21 protein-coding genes are annotated in these 21,910 nt (G+C 39.4%); 18 read left to right on the top strand and 3 right to left on the bottom strand.

What is annotated here, in order from left to right; all coding sequences use genetic code 11:
• Positions 1 to 9 precede the first annotated feature (9 nt).
• On the top strand, positions 10 to 438 hold the full coding sequence (locus tag I2E21_RS01050) for an NUDIX domain-containing protein (RefSeq protein WP_022235358.1): 429 nt from the start codon (positions 10 to 12) through the stop codon (positions 436 to 438).
• An 84-nt stretch (positions 439 to 522) separates the two neighbouring features.
• Here I2E21_RS01050 and I2E21_RS01045 read toward each other — a convergent pair whose 3' ends face one another.
• Complete coding sequence (locus tag I2E21_RS01045) at positions 523 to 2,172, bottom strand: DUF1653 domain-containing protein (protein WP_195410120.1); 1,650 nt, start codon at positions 2,170 to 2,172, stop codon at positions 523 to 525.
• Positions 2,173 to 2,343: 171 nt separating this feature from the next.
• Between I2E21_RS01045 and I2E21_RS01040 the strand changes: the two genes are divergently transcribed.
• Positions 2,344 to 2,826 carry a hypothetical protein gene (locus tag I2E21_RS01040; protein WP_195410119.1) on the top strand — a complete coding sequence of 161 codons (483 nt, stop codon included), beginning with the start codon at positions 2,344 to 2,346 and terminating at the stop codon, positions 2,824 to 2,826.
• Between the two features lie 58 nt (positions 2,827 to 2,884).
• On the opposite strand, the gene I2E21_RS01035 is transcribed toward I2E21_RS01040, so the two are convergent.
• Complete coding sequence (locus tag I2E21_RS01035; RefSeq protein ID WP_195410118.1) at positions 2,885 to 3,892, bottom strand: DUF2804 family protein; 1,008 nt, start codon at positions 3,890 to 3,892, stop codon at positions 2,885 to 2,887.
• A 143-nt stretch (positions 3,893 to 4,035) separates the two neighbouring features.
• Between I2E21_RS01035 and I2E21_RS01030 the strand changes: the two genes are divergently transcribed.
• From I2E21_RS01030 to I2E21_RS00965, 14 genes are all read left to right on the top strand, one after another.
• Positions 4,036 to 4,389 carry a hypothetical protein gene (locus tag I2E21_RS01030; RefSeq protein ID WP_195410117.1) on the top strand — a complete coding sequence of 118 codons (354 nt, stop codon included), beginning with the start codon at positions 4,036 to 4,038 and terminating at the stop codon, positions 4,387 to 4,389.
• A gap of 122 nt (positions 4,390 to 4,511) precedes the next feature.
• Positions 4,512 to 5,024 (top strand): crossover junction endodeoxyribonuclease RuvC, encoded by a 513-nt coding sequence (ruvC, locus tag I2E21_RS01025; RefSeq protein WP_022235363.1) that lies wholly within the window; start codon positions 4,512 to 4,514, stop codon positions 5,022 to 5,024.
• Positions 5,021 to 5,611 (top strand): Holliday junction branch migration protein RuvA, encoded by a 591-nt coding sequence (gene ruvA, locus I2E21_RS01020; RefSeq protein WP_195410116.1) that lies wholly within the window; start codon positions 5,021 to 5,023, stop codon positions 5,609 to 5,611. Before ruvC ends, ruvA begins: the two co-directional genes overlap by 4 nt.
• A gap of 3 nt (positions 5,612 to 5,614) precedes the next feature.
• Entirely contained in the window at positions 5,615 to 6,706 is a 1,092-nt protein-coding gene (ruvB, locus tag I2E21_RS01015) for a Holliday junction branch migration DNA helicase RuvB (protein WP_186934561.1), read from the top strand.
• 41 nt (positions 6,707 to 6,747) lie between these two features.
• Entirely contained in the window at positions 6,748 to 8,097 is a 1,350-nt protein-coding gene (gene glmM / locus I2E21_RS01010) for a phosphoglucosamine mutase (protein ID WP_195410115.1), read from the top strand.
• Positions 8,097 to 8,960, top strand: a complete 864-nt coding sequence (locus I2E21_RS01005) for a class I SAM-dependent methyltransferase (protein WP_178586389.1) — start codon at positions 8,097 to 8,099, stop codon at positions 8,958 to 8,960. Before glmM ends, I2E21_RS01005 begins: the two co-directional genes overlap by 1 nt.
• 3 nt (positions 8,961 to 8,963) lie before the next feature.
• Positions 8,964 to 9,809, top strand: coding sequence for an energy-coupling factor transporter ATPase (locus I2E21_RS01000; RefSeq protein ID WP_195410114.1), 846 nt, complete (start codon positions 8,964 to 8,966; stop codon positions 9,807 to 9,809).
• Positions 9,806 to 10,666 (top strand): energy-coupling factor transporter ATPase, encoded by an 861-nt coding sequence (locus I2E21_RS00995; RefSeq protein WP_195410113.1) that lies wholly within the window; start codon positions 9,806 to 9,808, stop codon positions 10,664 to 10,666. The genes I2E21_RS01000 and I2E21_RS00995 overlap by 4 nt, the downstream gene beginning before the upstream one ends.
• Entirely contained in the window at positions 10,666 to 11,478 is an 813-nt protein-coding gene (locus I2E21_RS00990) for an energy-coupling factor transporter transmembrane component T (RefSeq protein WP_195410112.1), read from the top strand. Before I2E21_RS00995 ends, I2E21_RS00990 begins: the two co-directional genes overlap by 1 nt.
• Positions 11,448 to 12,215, top strand: coding sequence for a tRNA pseudouridine(38-40) synthase TruA (truA, locus tag I2E21_RS00985; RefSeq protein ID WP_195410111.1), 768 nt, complete (start codon positions 11,448 to 11,450; stop codon positions 12,213 to 12,215). The genes I2E21_RS00990 and truA overlap by 31 nt, the downstream gene beginning before the upstream one ends.
• Before the next feature lie 30 nt (positions 12,216 to 12,245).
• The gene (locus I2E21_RS00980) at positions 12,246 to 13,595 is read left to right on the top strand and encodes a DUF5711 family protein (protein ID WP_195410110.1); all 1,350 of its coding nucleotides are present in this window, start codon (positions 12,246 to 12,248) and stop codon (positions 13,593 to 13,595) included.
• 12 nt (positions 13,596 to 13,607) lie between these two features.
• A complete protein-coding gene (locus tag I2E21_RS00975; protein WP_195410109.1) occupies positions 13,608 to 14,273 on the top strand; it encodes a CvpA family protein in 666 nt (221 codons plus the stop codon).
• A 21-nt stretch (positions 14,274 to 14,294) separates the two neighbouring features.
• The gene (locus tag I2E21_RS00970; RefSeq protein ID WP_195410108.1) at positions 14,295 to 14,903 is read left to right on the top strand and encodes a CDP-alcohol phosphatidyltransferase family protein; all 609 of its coding nucleotides are present in this window, start codon (positions 14,295 to 14,297) and stop codon (positions 14,901 to 14,903) included.
• Positions 14,904 to 15,070: 167 nt separating this feature from the next.
• A complete protein-coding gene (locus I2E21_RS00965) occupies positions 15,071 to 17,416 on the top strand; it encodes an ATP-dependent Clp protease ATP-binding subunit (protein WP_186934568.1) in 2,346 nt (781 codons plus the stop codon).
• 125 nt (positions 17,417 to 17,541) lie between these two features.
• Here I2E21_RS00965 and I2E21_RS00960 read toward each other — a convergent pair whose 3' ends face one another.
• Entirely contained in the window at positions 17,542 to 18,918 is a 1,377-nt protein-coding gene (locus I2E21_RS00960) for a glycine--tRNA ligase (protein WP_195410107.1), read from the bottom strand.
• A gap of 256 nt (positions 18,919 to 19,174) precedes the next feature.
• Between I2E21_RS00960 and I2E21_RS00955 the strand changes: the two genes are divergently transcribed.
• Positions 19,175 to 20,932 carry a dockerin type I domain-containing protein gene (locus I2E21_RS00955; protein ID WP_195410106.1) on the top strand — a complete coding sequence of 586 codons (1,758 nt, stop codon included), beginning with the start codon at positions 19,175 to 19,177 and terminating at the stop codon, positions 20,930 to 20,932.
• 661 nt (positions 20,933 to 21,593) lie between these two features.
• Positions 21,594 to 21,893 (top strand): DUF1292 domain-containing protein, encoded by a 300-nt coding sequence (locus I2E21_RS00945; RefSeq protein WP_022235377.1) that lies wholly within the window; start codon positions 21,594 to 21,596, stop codon positions 21,891 to 21,893.
• Positions 21,894 to 21,910: the final 17 nt, after the last annotated feature.

Here is a 21,910-nt window from a genome sequence, read left to right as displayed (position 1 = left end):
AGAGAAAATATGTTGAAAGTAAAATTTTATGATACAGTTAATGATGAACTATTGAGATTTGCAGTAGTAATCTCACAGAGTAACGGCAAGTGGGTATTTTGCAAGCATAAAGAAAGAGATACATATGAAGTACCGGGAGGACATAGAGAAGCCGGTGAGAATATTCTTGAAACTGCTAAAAGAGAATTGCAGGAAGAAACAGGTGCAGTCAGATTTGAGATAAAGCCAATCTGTGTTTATTCAGTAACAGGTAAAACCAGAGTAAATGATACAGGTGAAGAAACGTTTGGACTGCTTTGTTTTGCAGAGATAACAGAGTTTGCGAAAGAATTACATAGTGAAATGGAGAAAGTGGTTCTTATGGACGAATTGCCTGAGAACTGGACATATCCGTTGATACAACCGAAATTGATAGAAAAGTATTTACAGGAAAAATAATTCTATAATATGCAAAAAAGTCAATTTTAAAGCCGACCAATAAGCAATTATAAGCTTGTTGGTCGGCTTAGTTTTTATAAAGTATTAATCAATCGGAGTGAATCTCTGAATTTTTTTGCCGTCTTTTTCAATGATTTCTTTGAACATATCGTAAGGTCTTACCCAAAGTCCGCCGTCATTGTAAAGCGCTTTGTAAACTACGAGTTTTTCTCCTGTTTCGCTGTGCAGAGCAGTACCGATAACTTCATATTCATTTCCCTTGAAATGTCTGTATTTACCCGGCTTTACTTCTGTGTAAAAATGCTGTTCCTCAACCTGTGCATCTGTTGATTCTGTATTTTCGACAGGTTTTGTAATTTCTTCTGTAGAATTATCAGAAAAATCAACTTTAAAGCTGCCGTCGTTTACAACCAAAATTCTTGCAGAATACGGTTTCATATAAAGATTGTAGTAACCGTTTACATCAATAACCTCGTTATCGTTTAAAACATCTGTAAGTTTTGCGTTGCAGCCTGTGTCAAAATCTATCCATTCATCATGGTCTGTAAGGTTGAATGCAACAAATACAGTCTGATTATTTGTCCATCTTTTATAAACGAGCTTTTCGTTCATAATTTTTACATTTGCAAAGTCGCCGTACTTCAAAGCCTCAAGTGCAAGTCTGATTTTGCCGAGTTTTACAATATGGTCAAATAGCTGATAGTTTGGATTCGGAATACTGTCAAGGTCAAGACAAGGACGAAGTTCGTAATCGCTGTGGTTTGTTCTCATACCCTCAATGCCGTATTCACTGCCATAGTAAATTGACGGTACACCCGGCATTGTGTACATAAGGGTATAAACATTATTAAGGTGATTTTTGTCCTTTAATGAGCTTGCAATTCTGTTTACATCGTGGTTATCTACAAAGTTGTAGGTGTAAATGTTTCTGTAAATACCGCCGTTTGCAAACTGACGGTTAAGCGAATGTGCAATTTCAAAATAATTATGGTCGTTGTGGCTTGAATAAATACCCTTGTAACACTCGTAGTTTGTTGCGGAATCAAGGGTTTCACTGTTTGCCCAATGATTGTAGTCGCCGTGTGTAAGTTCACCGTAAAGCCAAAAATCAGGCTTTTTAGATTTGCAGGTATTTCTTAATTTTTTGAAAAATTCTATGTCAATTACATCGGCAGCGTCAAGACGAAGTCCGTCAATGTCAAATTCGTCAATCCAAAATTCAGCCGCACCGAGAAGGTAGTTTACTACATCCTGATTCTGCAAATTGAGTTTAACAAGGTCATAGTGACCTGCCCAACCCTCATATGTGAACGGATCTCCTTTTGGACTTGAACCCCAAAATCCGAGATTTTGGAACCAGCCGCAATACTGTGAATTTTGTAAATTCTGCTGTACATCTTTAAAAGCAAAGAAATCTCTGCCAACATGGTTAAATACACCGTCAAGAATGATTTTGATGCCGTTTTCGTGCAATGTTTTACAAATTTTTTTAAAGGATTCATTATCACCCAAACGACAGTCAACCTTTTTGTAGTCGATTGTATCGTATCCGTGAAAACTGCTTTCAAAAAGCGGATTAAAAACAATGCAGTTAATGCTCATTTTTTTTAAATGAGGAATCCAATCATAAATCTTGTCGAGTCGGTAAACAAGCTGACCGTCATTTTGTTTTGGTGCTCCGCACCAGCCGAGTGGATATATATTGTAAATTACTGATTCGTTAATATAGCTCATAAATAGGCTCCTTTCAGTTCTGTTTTGCAGGACTTTGTACAAAACTGTATTAAGTATATCACAAAATTGTCTATTGTGCAACTGAAAATTATGTGTTATAATTAATTTTACAACAATAAATTGAGGTGTTCGGCACTGTGTGTTTGAATACTCGTATTTCGGAGGATATAAATGCTTAAAATTCCTGAAAACAAAACAAGAAAAAGATTTAGAATTGCACAATGTATTTTTTATGCATTATTAGTTATGTTATGTTCTATGCCGTATATTCAGGGTGCAACTACAGACGGCAAATTTTTCTCTTACTCGGTGCTTGACCTTATGTCATTTATCGGCGGTACTGCAGACGGTACTCTCGGAGATGCATTTTTAAATTATGTAATGTACACTCCTATTTTAATTATTATACCGGTAATCGGATTTTTCTTTTGCCTTTTTGACAGAGAGAGAAACATAAAAAATATAGTATCTTTACTTTGTTGTGCGGCAGGCATTGTGGCCATACTTGCTATTGCAGGTGTTGCAATGAGCCTTGGTGCCATACTTTCAATTCTCATTTATCTTCTTATCTCATTTTTGACAACCATTGCTATAGTTGCACGATTTACAAAAGATTCTTCTGACGACAACAAAAAGCAGAACATAAGAAAATAATTTAAAAAAATTACAGCCTTGATTGTATGTGAAAATACGGTCAAGGCTGTTTTTGTTATTAAAATTCATTAAATACCATATGTGCGGGAATATTGTCAAGTACAAGCGGTGCGTCATAATCGTAACGCTTAAGTTTGCCGAACAATACGCCGAATGTGACGGAAGTGTTGTCCATCTGTGCAACCATAGCTTTATCGCCGATTTTGTTAGGTTTAAATGTTATGTCGACTGCTTCAATTCCGCCTTTAAAGTACCACGGACGGTCAATTCTGCCGTCATTATTTTTTACTTCGATTTTATATAACTTGTGCAATTCTCCGTTAAGGAAAAAGCTGTTCTCACTGCCGTTGCGGTTGTCGCCGACTCTGCTTGCGAGATTAAGCGAAAAACGGTTTTCGCCTCTCATATAATCTGCTGTAAGTCGCTGGTAGCTGTGAAGTCTTGGCTTTGAATAATATGTGCTGTCAATATAAACAGAGGTGTTTTCTTCTTTTAGCGTATATTGTGATTTGCCGACTTTTATTGTGCCGCTTGCGCTGAATACAGGCATAAAGCGTTTGAAATAAAAGTACTTTCTGTCACGCTCAAACGGTGCAACCTGTTCTAAAATATCACCGCTTTTGTCATCTATATTAAATTCAAAACTTAAATCTGCCTTTCCGCCGAAGTCGTAGAAGTTACATTTTACGGTGCGTTCGTTTTTAACCTTTACTACGGCAAATTCAATGCGCTTGTCTGAAAAAACAAGCTGTCCGCTCTCTTTGCTTTCGGGAAGTTCTGTTCTGCCGAGAAGTTGTTTTTTGTAGGCAAAATCGGAAATTACATTGCCGTTTTTTAAATTTGCAAGCGCTATTTTTATGTAAAAATCAAGACCTGAGTTTTCTGTGGAAATATAAAGCGAAACTTCTCCCGTACTTAAAAAATAACTTACGCTTTCTTTTATGTGTTTATTCTGTTTACTTAGTTCTTTGTTAAAATTAAAATAAGGTTTTTTGGCCCAACCGGCACACATTACCTCTCCGTTTTCTTCAAAAATATTTTGTGGCATGGTATATTCATACTGCAAAATTATCCCTCCAAGTTTTTATGTGCATACAAATATACTATATCATAAACAGATAATGCTTTTCAAGAAAAATAACAAATTTGTAAGACGGTTATATAAAATATTTTTTGTAATATATTTTGTAAGAGAAGGGAGAGGTGTTTGTGAAAAAGTTTTTTGCTGTTTTTGTCTGTATAATTTGTTTTATTTTTTGCTCGTGTACTGCCGATACCTCCGGAGAAAGCTACGAGCTTACAAGTGAAAATTGGCACGGCGTGCTTAAAGGTGGTGCGGAGGTGAGTTTGAGCTTTTCTGATAATACCGCCAAACTTACTCTGAAATCGGGTGAGGACGAAATCACAATTGACGGTTTATATGTAATTGATGAAAACAGTTTTATTATATTTAATCAGGAGTTTAAGCAGAGCTACAATTTTGATTATACGGTAAGCGGAGATAAACTTACTCTCAGTTATTGCGGAAATCAAATTGAAATTGAAAAACAGGTCGAAAATTAATTTATATTTTTCAAATTAAAGAGCATTTTTATTGATAATTAGATTGTTTTGTGATATAATGCTAATTATTATGCGGTAGTATAGGCTAAAATGACGATACTGCGATTTTGGGAGGTAGTGCCTTGGTTATTTTCGGGATTGACCCCGGCTATGCAATAGTCGGTTGGGGTGCAATCGGTTTTAAATCAAATACCTATAAGGCACTCGGCTTTGGTGCGGTTGAAACGCAGGCAGGTATGGATTTTAATTACAGACTTGAGTATATTTATGATGAAATCTTTAATGTGCTTAATCGTTGCCGCCCCGATGCGCTTGCAATAGAAAAACTGTATTTTCAAAACAATCAGAAAACGGCAATTATGGTTGCGGAGGCAAGAGGAGTTATTCTGCTTGCCGCACAAAAACTGAAAATACCGATTTACGAATACACGCCGTTGCAGGTAAAAACTGCCGTTACAGGTTACGGCAAGGCAAAAAAGCCGCAGGTTATGGAAATGACACGCAAACTTTTACATTTGTCGGAAGTGCCGAAACCCGATGATACGGCGGATGCACTTGCGATAGCTATTTGCCACGCTCAGGCGGCAGGTTCGGCACTTAGAAGAACGATGTTTGAAAGGAGAATAGGGGAATGATTTATTCGGTAAGAGGAAAACTTATACATACGGAAAATTCTGCGGCAGTAGTTGAGTGCGGCGGAGTAGGTTACCTTTGTCAGACTACAATGAATACCCTAAAAACGCTCAAACTTAATTCCGAGGTAACTCTTTATACCTACCTTAATGTGCGTGAAGATGCAGTCGATTTGTTCGGATTTGCAACTCAAAACGAACTTGCAACCTTTAAAACACTTATAAGCGTAAGCGGAGTCGGTCCTAAAGCGGGACTTTCTGTTTTGTCCGAACTTACCGCAGAACAGGTCGCTATGGCTATAGCGACCGATGATATAAAAACAATTACAAGAGCGCAAGGCATCGGCAAAAAAATTGCCCAGCGCATTATACTTGAACTTAAGGACAAGCTTGCAAAATCAGAACAGACTCAATCGGGCAATGTACAAATGCCGCAGACTGCCGGCGGAAATGTTGCGAAGGCAATAGAGGCACTCGGTGTGCTTGGCTATACACCTGCCGATGTTTCGCCTGTTCTTGCAAATTTTGACGCAGGTTTGCCTGTTGAACAGCTTATAGCAATGACATTAAAACAGATGGGAAGAAATTGATAAATGAGTAAACCGGAGTTTTCGGATGAATTTGACTTTGAAAACAGAATACTTGATACATCAGAAATCCCTGAAGACAATATAGAGGGAGATAATCCTTTGCGTCCGAAAACCCTTTCGGAGTATATCGGACAGGAAACCGCAAAGGAAAATCTTAAGGTTTTTATTGAGGCTGCAAAAATCAGAGGAGAGTCGCTTGACCATGTACTTTTATACGGCCCTCCCGGACTCGGTAAAACAACACTTGCGGGAATTATTGCAAACGAACTCGGAGTTTCTTTAAGAATCACCTCCGGTCCTGCAATAGAAAAACCGGGTGACCTTGCCGCCTTACTTACAAACCTCAATCAGGGCGATGTGCTTTTTATAGATGAAATTCATCGTTTGAGCCGTTCGGTAGAGGAAATACTCTATCCGTCAATGGAAGATTTTTCAATAGATATTATTACGGGTAAGGGTCAGATGGCAGCTTCGTATCACTTGCCTTTGCCTAAATTTACGCTTGTAGGCGCTACAACAAGAGCGGGACAGCTTACAGCGCCCTTGCGTGACCGTTTTGGCGTAATTTTAAGACTTGAATTATACACGCCGCAGGAACTTGCGGAAATTGTAACACGAAGCGCAGGTATTCTTGATATAGAAATCAAACCTGACGGTGCGCTTGAAATTGCGTCACGCTCAAGAGGTACACCACGAATTGCAAACAGACTTTTAAAGCGTGTGCGTGATTTTGCACAGGTTATGTCTGACGGAATTATTACCTGCGATACGGCTCGTCTTGCTCTTGAAAGACTTGAGATAGACGAACTCGGACTTGACAGGAATGACCGACGACTTCTTGAGGCGATACTGAATTTCTATAACGGCGGTCCTGTTGGTGTTGAAACTCTCGCAGCGGCTATCGGCGAGGAAGCAGTAACCATTGAAGATGTTTATGAGCCGTACCTGCTGCAAATCGGTTTTTTAAGCAGAACACCGAGAGGCAGATGTATTACGGCGGCGGCTTGCCGTCACCTCGGATATGATTTTCCGAAAGGTGCTGTAAATGCAATGCCGACACAACCTAATCTTTTTGATAAAAACTCACAAAATTAATAAATACAACTTTAAATACAAAACTTGGAGGAAAAACTATTATGGGAAGACTTTTTGGTACAGACGGCGCAAGAGGCGTGGCTAATACAGAGCTTACAGCCGAGCTTGCAATGAATATAGGCAGAGCAGCCGCAATGGTGCTTGTAAACGATGAAGTTAAGCATCCGACGATTCTTATCGGTAAAGACACAAGACTTTCGGGCGATATGCTTGAGGGTGCGCTTATTGCAGGTCTTTGCTCGGTAGGTGCAAATGTTAAACTTTTAGGTGTAGTTCCTACTCCGGCAGTTGCTTATCTTGTAAAGAAATACAATGCAGATGCAGGTGTAATGATTTCTGCATCTCACAACCCGTTTGAATTTAACGGAATCAAAATTTTCAGTTCAGAGGGATACAAACTCCCTGATGACCTCGAAAACAGAATCGAAGAAATCGTACTTGACCACGCAGTTCCTTATGCGACAGCAAATGACGGCGAAATCGGCAGAGTAGATACTCTTGAGTCTGCAGTTGATGATTATATTAATCATGTTGCAGAGGCTGTCGGCGAAGATTTAAGCGGTATGGAAGTTGCTCTTGACTGCTCAAACGGTTCATCTTCAAGAACCGCCGAAAAGCTTTTTACAAAACTCGGCGTTAAGGTTCATATGCTTTTTGACGAGCCTGACGGTATTAATATCAACAAAGACTGCGGTTCAACCCATACAAAGAAATTACAGGAATATGTAAGCAAAAATAAGCTTAGTGCAGGTCTTGCTTTTGACGGTGATGCAGACAGATGTCTTGCGGTTGACGAAAACGGTAATCTTGTTGACGGTGACTTCCTCATTGCTATTTGTGCAAACGATATGATGAAGAACGGCAAACTTAAAAAGAATACAGCCGTAGGCACTGTTATGACTAATATGGGCTTTTCAAAATTCTGCGAGGCTAACGGCATTGATTTTGTTTCCACAAAGGTCGGCGACCGTTATGTACTTGAGTCAATGCTCCAGAACGGCTATAATATCGGCGGCGAGCAGAGCGGACATATTATTTTCCTCGACCACTCAACAACAGGTGACGGTGAACTTTCGGGTGCTATGCTGCTTTCAATTATGAAACGCACAGGCGAAAAACTAAGCGACCTTGCAAAGATTATGGAGCGTTATCCGCAGGTACTTATCAATGTTAAGGTAAGCAACGAGGGCAAACTTTCTTTCTATACGGATAAGGAAGTTAAAGCGGAAATTAATCGTGTAACGGAAATTCTTGGCGACACAGGCAGAATTTTAGTTCGTGTATCAGGTACGGAACCACTCGTAAGAGTTATGCTTGAGGGCGAAAATCTTGAGCAGATTCAGACTCTTGCAGAAGAGGCAGCACAGGTAGTAAGGGAAAGATTGGCATAATGCGTTTATCTGAAAATTGGAAGGATTATGAGCTTATTGACGCTTCTGACGGAGAGCGACTTGAGCGTTGGGGCAATATTATTTTAATTCGTCCCGATCCGCAGATTATCTGGTCAACAGAAAAGGAAAATCCGCTTTGGTATTCGGCTCACGCACGCTATCACCGCAGCAACAAAGGCGGAGGCAGCTGGGAGCAATACAAAAAAATCCCCGCACAATGGAGTATAAATTACGGCAGTCTTACATTTAACATAAAGCCTATGGGATTTAAACACACGGGTGTTTTTCCCGAACAGGCTGTGAATTGGGACTTTGCCGCAGAAAAAATAAAAAAAGAGGGCAGACCTCTTAAAATATTAAACCTTTTCGGCTACACCGGCTGTGCAACGCTTGCGTGTATGAAAGCAGGTGCAAGCGTATGTCATGTAGACGCTTCAAAAGGTATGGTACAGTGGGCAAAGGAAAACGCTGTATCAAGTAATATTGCCGACAAACCCGTAAGATGGCTTGTTGACGATTGTGCAAAATTCGTTCAGCGTGAAATCAGAAGAGGCAACCGATATGACGGTATCATTATGGATCCGCCGTCATACGGAAGAGGTCCGGGCGGTGAAGTTTGGAAACTTGAGGAACAGCTCTATCCGTTGGTTGAACTTTGCAGACAGGTTATGTCAGATGACCCTGCTTTCTTTATTCTTAATTCCTACACAACAGGTCTTTCGCCTGCGGTTATGGAGTATTTGCTCGGTGTTTTGCTGAAAACAAAATTCGGCGGTAAGGTTTCAAGCAGTGAAATCGGATTGCCTGTAACTGACACAGGACTTGTTCTGCCGTGCGGCTCAACAGCTATCTGGGAGAAGTAATTAATGAAGTTTATCTCTATTCAAAATATATTTTTTTCTTATATGTCCGAAGACGAGGGTCAGCCTATAGTAAATGCAGTTGACGGTGTGTCTTTGGAAATAGAAAAGGGCGAGTTTGTAGCCTTGCTTGGTCATAACGGATGCGGAAAATCAACTGTCGCCAAACATCTGAATGCAATGCTTGTTCCCGACAAAGGAAAAGTATTTGTTGACGGTGACGATACGGCAGATGAAGAAAAAACTCTTGATATTCGTAAAAAGGTAGGTCTTGTACTGCAAAATCCCGACAATCAGCTTGTAGCAAGCGTTGTTGAAGAAGATGTTGCGTTTGGTCCGGAAAACCTCGGAGTTGAACCGTCTGAAATAAGGCGTAGGGTTGATGACGCACTGAAAGCCGTTGATATGTACGATTTCAGAAAAGACGCACCTTACAAACTTTCGGGCGGTCAGAAACAAAGAGTTGCTATTGCAGGCATACTTGCAATGCAGCCTGACTGCATCGTACTTGACGAACCTACCGCAATGCTTGACCCGAACGGCAGAGAAGAGGTTATGTCAACCCTTTTAAAATTGAATAAAGAAAAAGGTATTACCGTTGTGCTTATTACACATTATATGGATGAGGCGGTACTTGCCGACAGAGTAATTGTAATGGACAGCGGTAAGGTGCTCACAGAGGGAATACCCGACAATGTTTTTTCACAGGTTGAACTTTTGAAAAAGCACAGACTTGATGTTCCGCAGGCAACAGAGCTTGTCTACAGACTTATCGGCTGCGGAGCGAAAATTGACAAAATGCCGCTTGACAGTGACGAATGCGTCGATTTGCTTATGGAGGTGTTGAAATGAGTATCCTTGAACTAAAGAATATTTGCTACACCTACGGAGTAGGAACACCTTTTGAAAAAAAGGCGGTTAATGATGTCAGTTTTTCCGTAAATAAGGGCGAGCTTATCGGAATTATCGGTCATACCGGTTCGGGTAAGTCAACGCTTGTGCAAATGCTTAACGGACTTATGAAACCGACAAGCGGTCAGGTTTTGCTTGACGGAGTTGATATATGGGACAAGCCAAAGGAAATTCGTAAAATACGCTTTAAAGTGGGTATGGTTTTTCAGTATCCCGAATATCAGCTTTTTGAAGAAACCGTATATAAAGATATTTCTTTCGGCCCTTTCAACAAAGGACTTTCACAAGAAGAAATTGATAAAGAAGTTCGCAGAGCCGCAAAATTTACGGGCATAAAGGACGAACTTTTGTATAAATCACCTTTTGACTTGTCGGGCGGAGAAAAGCGCAGAGCGGCTATTGCCGGTGTAATAGCAATGGACCCTGATGTACTCGTGCTTGACGAACCGACGGCAGGACTTGACCCGATGGGCAGAGATGTACTTTTAAGTCAGATAGTACGCTATCACAAAGAAAGACAGAACACGGTTCTGCTTGTTTCTCACAGTATGGAGGACATTGCCCGTGTGGCAGACAGAATTGTGGTTATGAATAAATCAAAGCTCGTTATGTTTGACGAAACTCAAAAGGTTTTTGCGAGAGGTGACGAGCTTGAAAAAATAGGTCTGCGTATTCCGCAGATAACAAAAATAATGTCACAGCTCAGAAAAAGGGGAGTAGATGTACCTGAGGGCATACTGACTGTTGATTCAGCGGTTGATTACCTTCTTCCTCTTATAAAAAAGGAGGCAAGGTAATGGTAAGAGATGTAGCTTTCGGTCAGTATTTCCCCGCAAAGAGCCTTATACACAAACTTGACCCACGAGCAAAAATCATTATGCTTATTGCTTTTCTGGCGCTTGTGTTCTGCACATTTAACTATGCCGCTCTTGCCGTTGTGGCAGTATGCACAGCCGCTATAGTTCTTATGAGCGGAGTGCCTGTAAAGTTTTATTTTAAAAGTTTAAAAATTATTATTTTCATAGTAATAGTAACTTCAATATTAAATCTGTTTTACGGTACGGGAGATCCGATATGGCAGTGGGGAATAATTAAAATTACGGTCAACGGAATTAACCGTTCCGTGTTTGTAACGGTTAGAATTATTTGTCTTATTCTCGCAAGCTCTGCACTCACCTTTACAACATCTCCTACAGAGCTTACAGACGCAATCGAAAGATTGATGAAGCCTTTAAATAAAGTACATTTTCCTGTACACGAAATTGCTATGATGATGTCGCTTGCACTGCGATTTGTGCCTACTTTGCTTGAAGAAACCGATAAAATTATGCAGGCGCAGAAAGCAAGAGGAGCAGATCTTGAGGGCGGTAATGTCATTGCACGAATAAAAGCATTGATTCCTATTCTTGTTCCGTTGTTTGTTTCATCGTTCAGAAGAGCGTATGACCTTGCAACAGCTATGGAATGTCGTTGCTATCACGGCGGCGATGGCAGAACAAGAATGAAGAGTATTCATATGGCAAAACGAGATGTTATCGGTTTGATAACAGTTGGACTTGTAATTTGCGGAGTGGTTATATGCAACATATTGATTCCGGCAGCACTTTAAGGAATTTTAAACTTACAATTTCATATGACGGCAGGCAGTTCCACGGTTGGCAGATTCAGAACAACGCAATGACTGTGCAGGAGGCTTTTCAGACTGCATTGTCTAAAATTATCGGTGATGATTTTGATTTAAAAGGGTGCAGCCGTACGGACAGCGGAGTTCACGCAAATATGTACTGTATAAGCCTTAAAACTTCACATCCGATTGCCGATGTAAGGTTAAAAGCGGCATTAAACCGATGGTTGCCGCTTAGTATTGCGGTGCTTGACTGTGAAGAGGCAGACATTGATTTTCACGCAAGATACAGTTGCACAAGCAAGGAATATATTTATAAAATATGGAACACCGAAGTGCGAAATCCGTTTCTTGACGGTTATGCTCTTCATTACAGATATAAGCTTGACGAAGATATGCTTAACAGTGCGGCGCAGGCTTATGTGGGTACTCACGATTTTACTTCTTTTTGCACTCTCGACAGCAGAGAAAAAGGAGATATGACACGAACAGTAAAAGCTTTTTCGGTTACAAGAGAGGGCAATCTTGTAACTATGAAAGTAGAGGCTGACGGATTCCTTTATAATATGGTAAGAATTATGGTCGGTACTCTTTTAAGGATTCAGCAGGGAAAGATACCTGTTGACGGAATTGCGGGTATAATCGAAAAAAAAGACAGAAAATTTGCAGGCCCTACAGCACAGCCCTGTGGTCTGTATCTTAACAGGGTTAATTACGATTAAGGGGTTATTTACCTGAAGGAGTGAACAGAAATGTTTTCCGGTAAATTTGAGAAATCTAAAGATAATTCAAAAACAAAATCAAAACCAAAGTCAAAAGGTCATCGCTTTGCCGAAACAAAAGCAAAAAAGACTGACCGTGATGTTATAAGTTACGAAGATGTACCGCTTGAGGACTATGAACTTGAAAAAACAGAAATGTCGCCTGCGGCAGTCAAGAAAATAATTATTTCCGTATGTGTGGTACTTGCGGCAGGACTTGTAGTATTTGCTTTTGCCAACAGAGACAGACTTTCGCCCGAAAGTATTGCAAACTGGTGGACATACGATGTACTCGGCAATGCGGGTAACGGATATCCCGTAGCTATTACGGGAACAGAGGTTAATACAAATAACTTTGTGCTTTCTGACGGACACATAGCTTATACATCTGACACTTCCTTTGTCACTTTAAATTCATCGGGAAGTGATATATTCAGTACACAGCTTAAGTATTCAAAGCCGATTCTCGTAAGCAACAAAAATATGTTCCTTACATATGACCTCGGCGGCAAAGGATACGAAGTAAATTCGCTTGATAAGCAGCTTTTTGCATCAAATACGGATGATGATATTTACACTGCCGATATTGCATCTAACGGTGTATATGCAATTGTTACCGAGGGCAACGGTTATCTTTCTACACTTTTGGCTTTTAATAAAGATAATAACAGAATTTTCAAATATTCTTTTTCGGAATATTATATTACTTCGGTTACATTAAACAGTAACGGTACAGGCTGTGCCGCAACGGGTATAACTACTGAAAACGGTAAAGTTATTTCCGCAGTATATATGCTCGATTTTTCAAAGCAAGAGCCTGAACAGGTTATAAAAATTGACGGCGATGTAATTATCGCATCAAAATATTTGACCGACAACAGAGTTGCACTTGTGGGCAATACAGCGTCTTATGTTGTAAAAAAAGGCGATGAGAATTTTGTAACAAATTCTTATGAGTCAATGACACTTTCAAATTATTATTTTAATATGGATACATTGACATATGCGGTTGCACTCTCAAGAAGCGGCGACGGCAGAAGTTGCTCGGTTTATACATATGATTCAAACGGCTCTCAAAAATCTAAAATCGATACAGACAGCAAAGCTGACGCCATTTCGGTTTACAAGGACAAAATCGCTTTGCTTGACGGAAATACCGCAAATGTTTACAATACAAAGGGCGATAAAGTATTCGCAACCGAAACGGGCGCAGGTTCTAAAAATATAATTCTTTCTTCCGATACTACAGCTTATGTGCTGAGTGTAAATCAGATAAGATTTATTGAACTTAACAATAATCAGAAAGCAACCGAGAAAGTTGCGACTGATGATAAAGCCTAAAGAGGGGAATTTATGATACTTGACATAATTTTTCTTGCTGTTATAATTATCTTTATTATCAGCGGAGCAATCAGAGGCTTTGCAAGAGCAATTATGAATATAGCTGCGGTTGTAGCATCGGCTATACTCTCAAATTTGCTTTCGGGTGTAATATCAGACTGGATTTTTAATTCTTTCGTCAGAAATGATTTAATAGCAAACCTCAACAATGCGGTAACAAATACAGAAATTTCCGTAAACAGTGCACTCGGCGATTTGCCGGGATGGGTGTCTTCTGTAGTTTCTTTTTTCTGCAACCTGTTTAATTTTGATGAACAAAGACTTGTAGATTGCTTTGTGGGAACGGCATCAACAGCTAAACTTACAGCCGTTCAGGTTACCGATAATTTTGTAAAACCGATTGTAACGGGTATATTCTCATTTTTTATTGCAATAATATTATTTATACTTCTGATAATTATTTTTAAATTGATTATTAAACTTGTAAATAAATTATTTGAATTACCTGTAATAAGTCCGATTAACAGAGTGCTCGGCGGTGTTTTCGGTGCTGCCGAGGGTATAGTTGTTGCTTTAATATGCCTTGCAGTGCTTGCGGTAATAATGGACTTTACAAATTCAACCGCTGTGCTCAATGAGGGAATAAGCGGAGTTGCTTTTTCAATTTTCAAACGCTGAATATAATAAAGGGGAATGAAAATGGACAACGAAAATAAAAAGATAATTAAGCAAAAATCAGATTTATGGACAGTACCGAACATACTTACATATTTGAGATTTGCACTTGTCGTACCGTTTGTTATTTTGTTTTTAAATGAAAAATATTTGGAGTCAGCAATATGTATTGGTTTGTCGGGTATTTCGGATTGTCTTGACGGATTTTTTGCAAGAAAATTAAATCAGGTAACTCAACTCGGAAAGCTGCTTGATCCTATTGCAGATAAAATCACTTTAATTTCGGTTATGTTTTGTATGGCTTTTTATGCGCCTAATGTAATACCGATTCTTGTAGTCTTAATAGCAAAAGATGTGACAATGCTGATTGGCGGTGTTTCTCTTTTAAAAAGGAAAATAACTCCTCCTGCCGCCGAATGGTTTGGTAAACTTGCAACAATAGTTTTTTATTTTGCTGTATGTATAATAGTCTTTTTAAAGGCGGTTATTAATTACGAAAATTTGTTAATAGACGATATTTTACTTTCGATTACAGCTGTTGTTATGCTTTACGCTCTTTACAGATATGCTAAAATATTTATGGCACTTATAAAAGAGGACAAGGCAAAAAAGAAAGAAAAAAGCAAACAATAATCTCATTTTACTAAAAAATTTAGAAAAAACGACAAAAAAGAATTGCAAAATTTTCTGTTATGATATATTATATATGGTAACAGATTTAAATAGTGTTTAATTTTAACGATGTTTAAACTTGCGGTATTGTTTATCGCTTAAATAATTTATGTATAAAGGAGCAGACTATGCTTTGTAGCAGATGCGGAAAACGACCTGCTGTCGTTTTTGTTTCAACAAACAATCCACAGGATGAAGCCACAAAGGGTTATTGCCTTACTTGCGCAAAAGAGCTTGGCATAAAGCCTGTTGAGGACTTAATAAATAAGATGGGAATTTCAGATGATGATCTTGAAAATGTGCAGGATCAGATGGATTCCCTTATGGAGAATATGGGTGAAAACGGCGACCTTTCTCAACTTATGCAGCAGCTTGGTGCAGACAACCTTGCTGAAAGTATGGGCGAGTTAGGCGAAGACGGAGGCAGTGAGGACGATGATTTCTCACACGGCGCACCGACATTCCCGGCTTTCTTCAATAATATTTTCGGTGCTAAAAACGGTGAAAACAATACCGACGGTTCCGCTAAGAGCGGCGGCAAAAAGAAAGAGAAAAAAGATAAAAACAGAAAGCACCTTAACCTTTATTGTGAGGATCTTACCAGAAAGGCAAGAGAGGGCAAAATTGACAATATTGTCGGCAGAGATAAAGAAATTGAGCGTGTTATTCAGATTCTTTCACGCCGTACAAAGAATAACCCTTGTCTTATCGGTGAGCCGGGTGTAGGTAAAACAGCGATTGCAGAGGGGCTTGCTTTAAGAATTGCAGACGGCAATGTTCCGCAGCGCCTTAAGAATAAAGAAATTCATCTTCTTGACCTTGCTTCACTTGTTGCGGGAACACAGTTCAGAGGACAGTTTGAAAGCCGTATTAAAGGACTTGTTGCCGAAGTTAAGGAAAACGGAAATATTATTCTTTTCATTGATGAAGTACATACACTTGTCGGTACAGGTGATAATGAGGGAACAATGAATGCTGCCAATATTCTTAAACCCGCGCTTTCAAGGGGCGAGGTTCAGGTTATCGGCGCAACCACATTTAACGAATACAGAAAATATATTGAAAAAGACTCTGCGCTTGAGAGGCGTTTCCAGCCTGTAAAGGTAGGCGAGCCTACTATTGCGCAGACTGTTGACATTATTGCAGGTGTAAAAGGATATTATGAACAGCATCACCATGTTACTGTTGATAATGAAATTGTACGCAAGACTGTTGTGCTTTCAGAGAGATACATTACAGACAGATTCTTACCTGATAAAGCAATCGACCTTCTTGACGAAAGCTGTGCGTGTGCCGCTCTCCGTAATAAAAATATGGAAAAACACGACAAACTTATTGACGAACAGCAAAAACTTAATTTGCAGAAAGAGGCAATCTCCACTGCTGATGAAATCGACTACGAAAAACTTGCAAATGTAAATACCGCTCTTGCAAGAGTTGATTCTGAACTTTCAAAAATTGACCCTGAAACCCTTGTTTCTAAGGTTACAGAAGAAGATATTGCTACAGTAATCGAATTGTGGACAGGTATCCCTGCATCAAGAATCAGAGAAAACGAACTTGCTAAACTTGCAGGTATTGAAGATGCTCTTAAAAAGAAAATTATCGGTCAGGACGAGGCGGTGGAAGTTCTCGCATCTGCAATTAAACGCAGCAGAGTGCAGATTTCTCCAAGACGCAGACCTGCATCGTTTATTTTCGTAGGTCCTACAGGCGTCGGTAAAACCGAACTTGTAAAGGTACTCAGTCAGGAACTTTTCGATACTCCCGAAACTCTCATACGACTTGATATGTCGGAATTTATGGAGAAACACTCCGTGTCTAAGATTATCGGTTCACCTCCGGGATATGTAGGTTATGACGAGGCAGGACAGGTTACGGAAAAAGTAAGACGCAGACCGTACTCCGTACTTCTTTTCGATGAAATCGAAAAAGCACATCCTGATGTACTCAACATTCTTCTTCAGATTCTCGATGAAGGTAAAGTTACAGATGCGCACGGCAGAGCAGTAAACTTTGAGAATACTGTAATTGTAATGACTTCTAATGCAGGTTCGGCAAATAAAGAGAATGCTCTCGGCTTCGGTAAGTCATCAGAAGAGGCGTCTAAAGAAAAGGTAATGAAGGCTCTTTCAGAGTTTCTTCGCCCAGAGTTTATTGCCCGTGTTGATGAAATCATTGTATTTAACAGCCTTAAGGAAGATGATTTTGTAAAGATAGCCAACCTTATGCTTTCAGAGTATGTTCCTACAATGGAAGAAAAGCACATCAAGTTTAGCTTTGATGAAAAGGCTTGCGAGTACCTTGCAAAAAAATCTTGCAACGGCAGCAGTGGTGCAAGAGATCTTAGAAATACTATCAGAAGAGAAGTAGAAGAAAAGATTGCCAACGCAATGATAGAGGCAGGCTCGGCATCGCTTTCAGCAATTAATATTACATCTGACGGCGAAAGCATTAAACTTGAGTCGGTTTAATAAATTTATTTATAGTTAATAATTAAAGGAGCTGTAAAAAACAGCCTAAATAAAAAATGACTGCATTTCTACCTTTCGGTTATAATGCAGTCGTTTTTTTTATTTGATCTTATTTGCTAAGAAAATCAGAATTTAATTTTTTCTGCAATGTACTCGTTAAGTTTGTCGATAGCAACTCTTTCTTGAGCCATTGTGTCACGATCACGGACTGTCACGCAGCCGTCATCAACTGATTCAAAGTCATATGTGATGCAGAACGGTGTACCGATTTCGTCCTGTCTTCTGTAACGCTTACCGATTGAACCTGCATCATCGTAATCAACCATAAAGTCTTTGGCAAGCATATCATAAACTTCCTGTGCTTTATCGTTGAGCTTTTTAGAAAGAGGAAGAACAGTTGCCTTGAACGGTGCAAGTGCAGGGTGGAGGTGGAGAACAACTCTTGTGTCTTTCTCGTCGATAACTTCTTCATCGTAAGCCTCAACCACAATTGCAAGGAACAGACGCTCAACACCGAGTGACGGTTCAATTACATATGGAATGTACTTTTCATTTGTCTGTGGGTCAAAGTATTCAAGTGACTTGCCGCTTGTGTTCATATGCTGTGTAAGGTCATAGTCGGTTCTGTCAGCAACGCCCCAAAGTTCGCCCCAACCGAATGGGAAGAGGTATTCAAAGTCTGTAGTAGCTTTTGAATAGAAGCAAAGCTCTTCTTTTGCATGGTCACGAAGTCTTAAGTTTTCGGCTTTCATACCAAGTGAGTAGAGCCAGTCACGGCAGAAACCTCTCCAGTATTCAAACCACTCAAGGTCTGTACCCGGCTTGCAGAAGAACTCAAGTTCCATCTGCTCAAATTCACGAACACGGAAAATAAAGTTGCCCGGTGTAATCTCGTTTCTGAAAGACTTACCGATCTGCGCAACGCCGAAAGGTACTTTCTTACGGCTTGTTCTCTGAATGTTTGCAAAGTTTACGAAAATACCCTGTGCAGTTTCCGGACGAAGATAAATTTCGTTTTTGCTGTCCTCTGTAACACCCTGGAATGTTTTAAACATAAGGTTGAACTGACGGATATCTGTAAAGTTGTGCTTACCGCACTGTGGGCAAGGAATTTGCTTTTCTTTAATATATTCAGTCATTTTCTCGTTTGACCAGCCGCTTACATTTGTACCGTCAAAATCTTCGATAAGGTTGTCTGCACGGTGACGGGTTTTACATTCCTTACAATCCATAAGCGGGTCAGAGAAACCGCCGAGGTGACCCGAAGCTACCCATGTCTGCGGATTCATAAGAATTGCAGAGTCAAGCCCTACATTATACTTGTTTTCCTGAACAAACTTTTTAAGCCAAGCCTGCTTGATATTATTCTTGAGAGCCATACCGAGTGGGCCGTAGTCCCATGTGTTTGCAAGTCCGCCGTATATTTCCGAACCCGGATATACAAAGCCTCTGCCTTTACAAAGAGCAACAATTTTGTCCATAGTCTTTTTTGAATTGTCCATATCTGTAACCTCATTTCAAATATTTACAAAATCATATACATAAAATTATACTATTAAATAATACTACAAACTGCCGCTTATGTCAATTAAAATGTGGTAATATACTTTTATTTAGTTGTTAAAATAGTTGTTAAAATAGTTGTTAAAATTTTGATAAAAAATTTATTAATTTATATAAAATACCTTGCATTTCTTTAAAAAATAGTGTATAATAATAATACTCACAAATTTGAGTAAATAAAAGGAGGATTTTCCAATGAGAAAAACAAATAAGGTTCTCAGTCTTACAGTTGCAGGACTTATGGCATTTTCTACATCTGCCGTAACCGCTTTTTCAGTATCAGCAGCTGAAGATGTAACCGAAACAAAAATTTATTTTGAAGTTCCGACCGAGATTTGGGCAGACGCTTTAGTAAAAACAGATGTAAGTAAACTTAAGGTTTACGCTCATACATATGCAATTGCCGGGGATCCTGATTATAAGGAAACGTCATGGCAGACAAAGGGTGAGGTTTGTAAATATGTCAGTGGCAACATCTATTCGTACGATATTGATGCAAAATATAAAAGAACGCTTAAAGATGGTGCGGATTATGTAGCTATTTTCTCAATTGTAGGCGACAAGGGCTATCAGACATGTAATGTAACCATGGGCAAGTCATGCTACGGCGATACAATCGTTGTTACAGGCGAAACATACGAAAACTCTCAAGACTCACAGAAAAAGGACTATAGATCAGTTTGGAAGAGCGAAGCTAATGCCGCTGTTTACGGTCCTAAGCTCGAAATCACATCAACAGGTCGTGTAGTAGGCGAGAGCATTCCTACAAGTATCACAGCTGAAGAAATGGTAGCTCAGTTCCTCCATGACTATGGTGTAAAGAATGCTTCTATCCTTACTCCTGAAAAGGTACAGGAGACTTGTGCAAACGAGTTCATCAATGCAGCTCCTAAGGATGTTTACGATTTATATGTATCTAAGTATGCCGACGAGCTTGCTGATCCTGAAGCATATCCTAACACAGCATCTGCTGAAAAAATTGCTGAATACCTCGGCGTTACACCTGAAGCTGAATCTACATATGTAGTAGCAGGTTCAGAAGAGATTTGTGGTGTTTTATGGAAGGGTAGTCCTGCTGAAGCACCTGAAAATGTAATGACAAAGAATGCTGACGGTACATATACAAAGGTATTTAGCGGAGTTGCTCCTGCTGAAAAGCTCCAGATTAAAGTTGTAGAAAATACAGCTGACGGCGAGCAGAACTGGATTGGCGATGCTACAGGCAATAATATAACATTTGATGTAACAGATACATGTGATGTTACTGTTACATACAACCCATCAACAAGCGAAATTACAGTAACAGGCGATGCAGTAAAGCTTGTTACAGATATTGTAATCACAAGTATGCATGCTGTTGGTAACGGTGATCCTGATGATGAATCATGGTTAAACGGTGCAGCTTGGGATGAGACAGCTAATGAGATGGAGCAGGTTGCAGATAAGGTTTATGAGATTACATATCACAATGTAACTGCGTTTGACAACTACCAGGTTAAGTTCGCAGCTAACGGCACATGGGCTGACAGCTGGGGCGGTGCAGAAGAGAAATTCACACCTGAATCCGGCGTTGCATTTGACGCTGTATACAATGGTGAGAACCTCACTGTAAATGTACCATATGAGCTTGCTGATGTAACACTCAGAATTGACCTTTCAAACTTCAACTATGCTACAAAGGCAGGTGCAGTTGCAACTGTTACTGTTACAGATGCTGTACCTAAGACATATATTGGCGATGTAAACGGCGACGGCAAGATTGATGCTAACGACGTCACAACTCTCCAGATGTTTATTGCTAAATATGCTGATGTAACTGTTAATGAGGCAGTTGCTGATGTTGACGGCAATGGCAAAATCAATGTTCTTGATGTAACTGCTACCCAGAAGTATGTTGCAGGTGGTTTTGACGGAACAGGCAATGCAGGCAAGGTTCTTGAGAATATTGCTTAATCTGCTGATTAAATAAAATAATTTATTAAATTTCAGGCGATGGCTCAGGCTGTCGCCTGTTTTTTTATAAAAAAATAATACATTTAAAATAATCTCTTGATTTAAAGTTAACTTTAAGTTGAAATATAATATTGTAAAAATAAAGTATATTATATCTATCATATTGGTGATACTTATGTCAAAGATTTTAACTGTATATTATTCGCAAATTGTAAAATGAAGATGAAAGAATATCCATAGAAACGATTTCGTAGTAGAATTAACTTACCACACAAAAATCCGAAAGGAATCGTCACTATGGATACACTTAATTTTACACCATCACAAGAAAGGTCAACATTTAATAAGAGAAGAACGATACTATATATCAATCAGGCTTAATATAGACCACCGTTCGGTTTACAAAATAGCAAAAGAACTTCATCGTCCATACAATACAATCAAACAAGAGGTACAGCGTGGAGCGGAGTATTTGCATACAGGAACGAATTTTATGTGTGACGGCGGAGCAACCGCAAGTTATTACTACGGCCCTTTAAAACCGAATAATTGATAAAAACACAGCTGTCAAAAAGATAGCTGCGTTTTTTATATTTTACTTGATTTTATCGGCATTTTAGGCTATACTTTTATTAAATGAAAAAAAGACAGGGTGATATTTTTGGCTGATAAGAATAAATCTGTTCAGAACGAATTTAACGAAGACGGCGCTTTGATTGCTTTGACAGACGAAAACGGCAAAGAAGTTGTTTTTGAAATTCTCGGCGTTGTTGATTATGACAATGATGAATTTGCTGTTTTGATTGAGAACAGCGCAAATGCTGATGAGGTTGTTATTTTCAAGATTCAATCTCTTGATGATGAAAACGAAGAATTTGTCAGCATTGAGGACGAAGAGCTTTTGAATAAGGTTTTTGAGCTTTTTAAAGCTCAGTATGACGGCTATATGAAATTTGAATAATGCCAATTATTAAACAG

Source organism: Ruminococcus sp. BSD2780120874_150323_B10 (assembly GCF_015553695.1).
Taxonomy (GTDB): Bacteria; Bacillota; Clostridia; order Oscillospirales; family Acutalibacteraceae; genus Ruminococcoides; species Ruminococcoides intestinale_A.
Note: the sequence above shows the minus strand (reverse complement) of the source record. Positions and strands in the feature narration are given on the sequence as shown.

Coding starts and splice junctions, on each gene's coding strand:
- I2E21_RS01050 (WP_022235358.1), top strand. CDS start 10: ATGTTGAAAGTAAAATTTTATGATACAGTTAATGATGAACTATTGAGA.
- I2E21_RS01045 (WP_195410120.1), bottom strand. CDS start 2,172: ATGAGCTATATTAACGAATCAGTAATTTACAATATATATCCACTCGGC.
- I2E21_RS01040 (WP_195410119.1), top strand. CDS start 2,344: ATGCTTAAAATTCCTGAAAACAAAACAAGAAAAAGATTTAGAATTGCA.
- ruvA (WP_195410116.1), top strand. CDS start 5,021: ATGATTTATTCGGTAAGAGGAAAACTTATACATACGGAAAATTCTGCG.
- ruvB (WP_186934561.1), top strand. CDS start 5,615: ATGAGTAAACCGGAGTTTTCGGATGAATTTGACTTTGAAAACAGAATA.
- glmM (WP_195410115.1), top strand. CDS start 6,748: ATGGGAAGACTTTTTGGTACAGACGGCGCAAGAGGCGTGGCTAATACA.
- I2E21_RS01005 (WP_178586389.1), top strand. CDS start 8,097: ATGCGTTTATCTGAAAATTGGAAGGATTATGAGCTTATTGACGCTTCT.
- I2E21_RS01000 (WP_195410114.1), top strand. CDS start 8,964: ATGAAGTTTATCTCTATTCAAAATATATTTTTTTCTTATATGTCCGAA.
- I2E21_RS00995 (WP_195410113.1), top strand. CDS start 9,806: ATGAGTATCCTTGAACTAAAGAATATTTGCTACACCTACGGAGTAGGA.
- I2E21_RS00990 (WP_195410112.1), top strand. CDS start 10,666: ATGGTAAGAGATGTAGCTTTCGGTCAGTATTTCCCCGCAAAGAGCCTT.
- truA (WP_195410111.1), top strand. CDS start 11,448: ATGCAACATATTGATTCCGGCAGCACTTTAAGGAATTTTAAACTTACA.
- I2E21_RS00980 (WP_195410110.1), top strand. CDS start 12,246: ATGTTTTCCGGTAAATTTGAGAAATCTAAAGATAATTCAAAAACAAAA.
- I2E21_RS00975 (WP_195410109.1), top strand. CDS start 13,608: ATGATACTTGACATAATTTTTCTTGCTGTTATAATTATCTTTATTATC.
- I2E21_RS00970 (WP_195410108.1), top strand. CDS start 14,295: ATGGACAACGAAAATAAAAAGATAATTAAGCAAAAATCAGATTTATGG.
- I2E21_RS00965 (WP_186934568.1), top strand. CDS start 15,071: ATGCTTTGTAGCAGATGCGGAAAACGACCTGCTGTCGTTTTTGTTTCA.
- I2E21_RS00960 (WP_195410107.1), bottom strand. CDS start 18,918: ATGGACAATTCAAAAAAGACTATGGACAAAATTGTTGCTCTTTGTAAA.
- I2E21_RS00955 (WP_195410106.1), top strand. CDS start 19,175: ATGAGAAAAACAAATAAGGTTCTCAGTCTTACAGTTGCAGGACTTATG.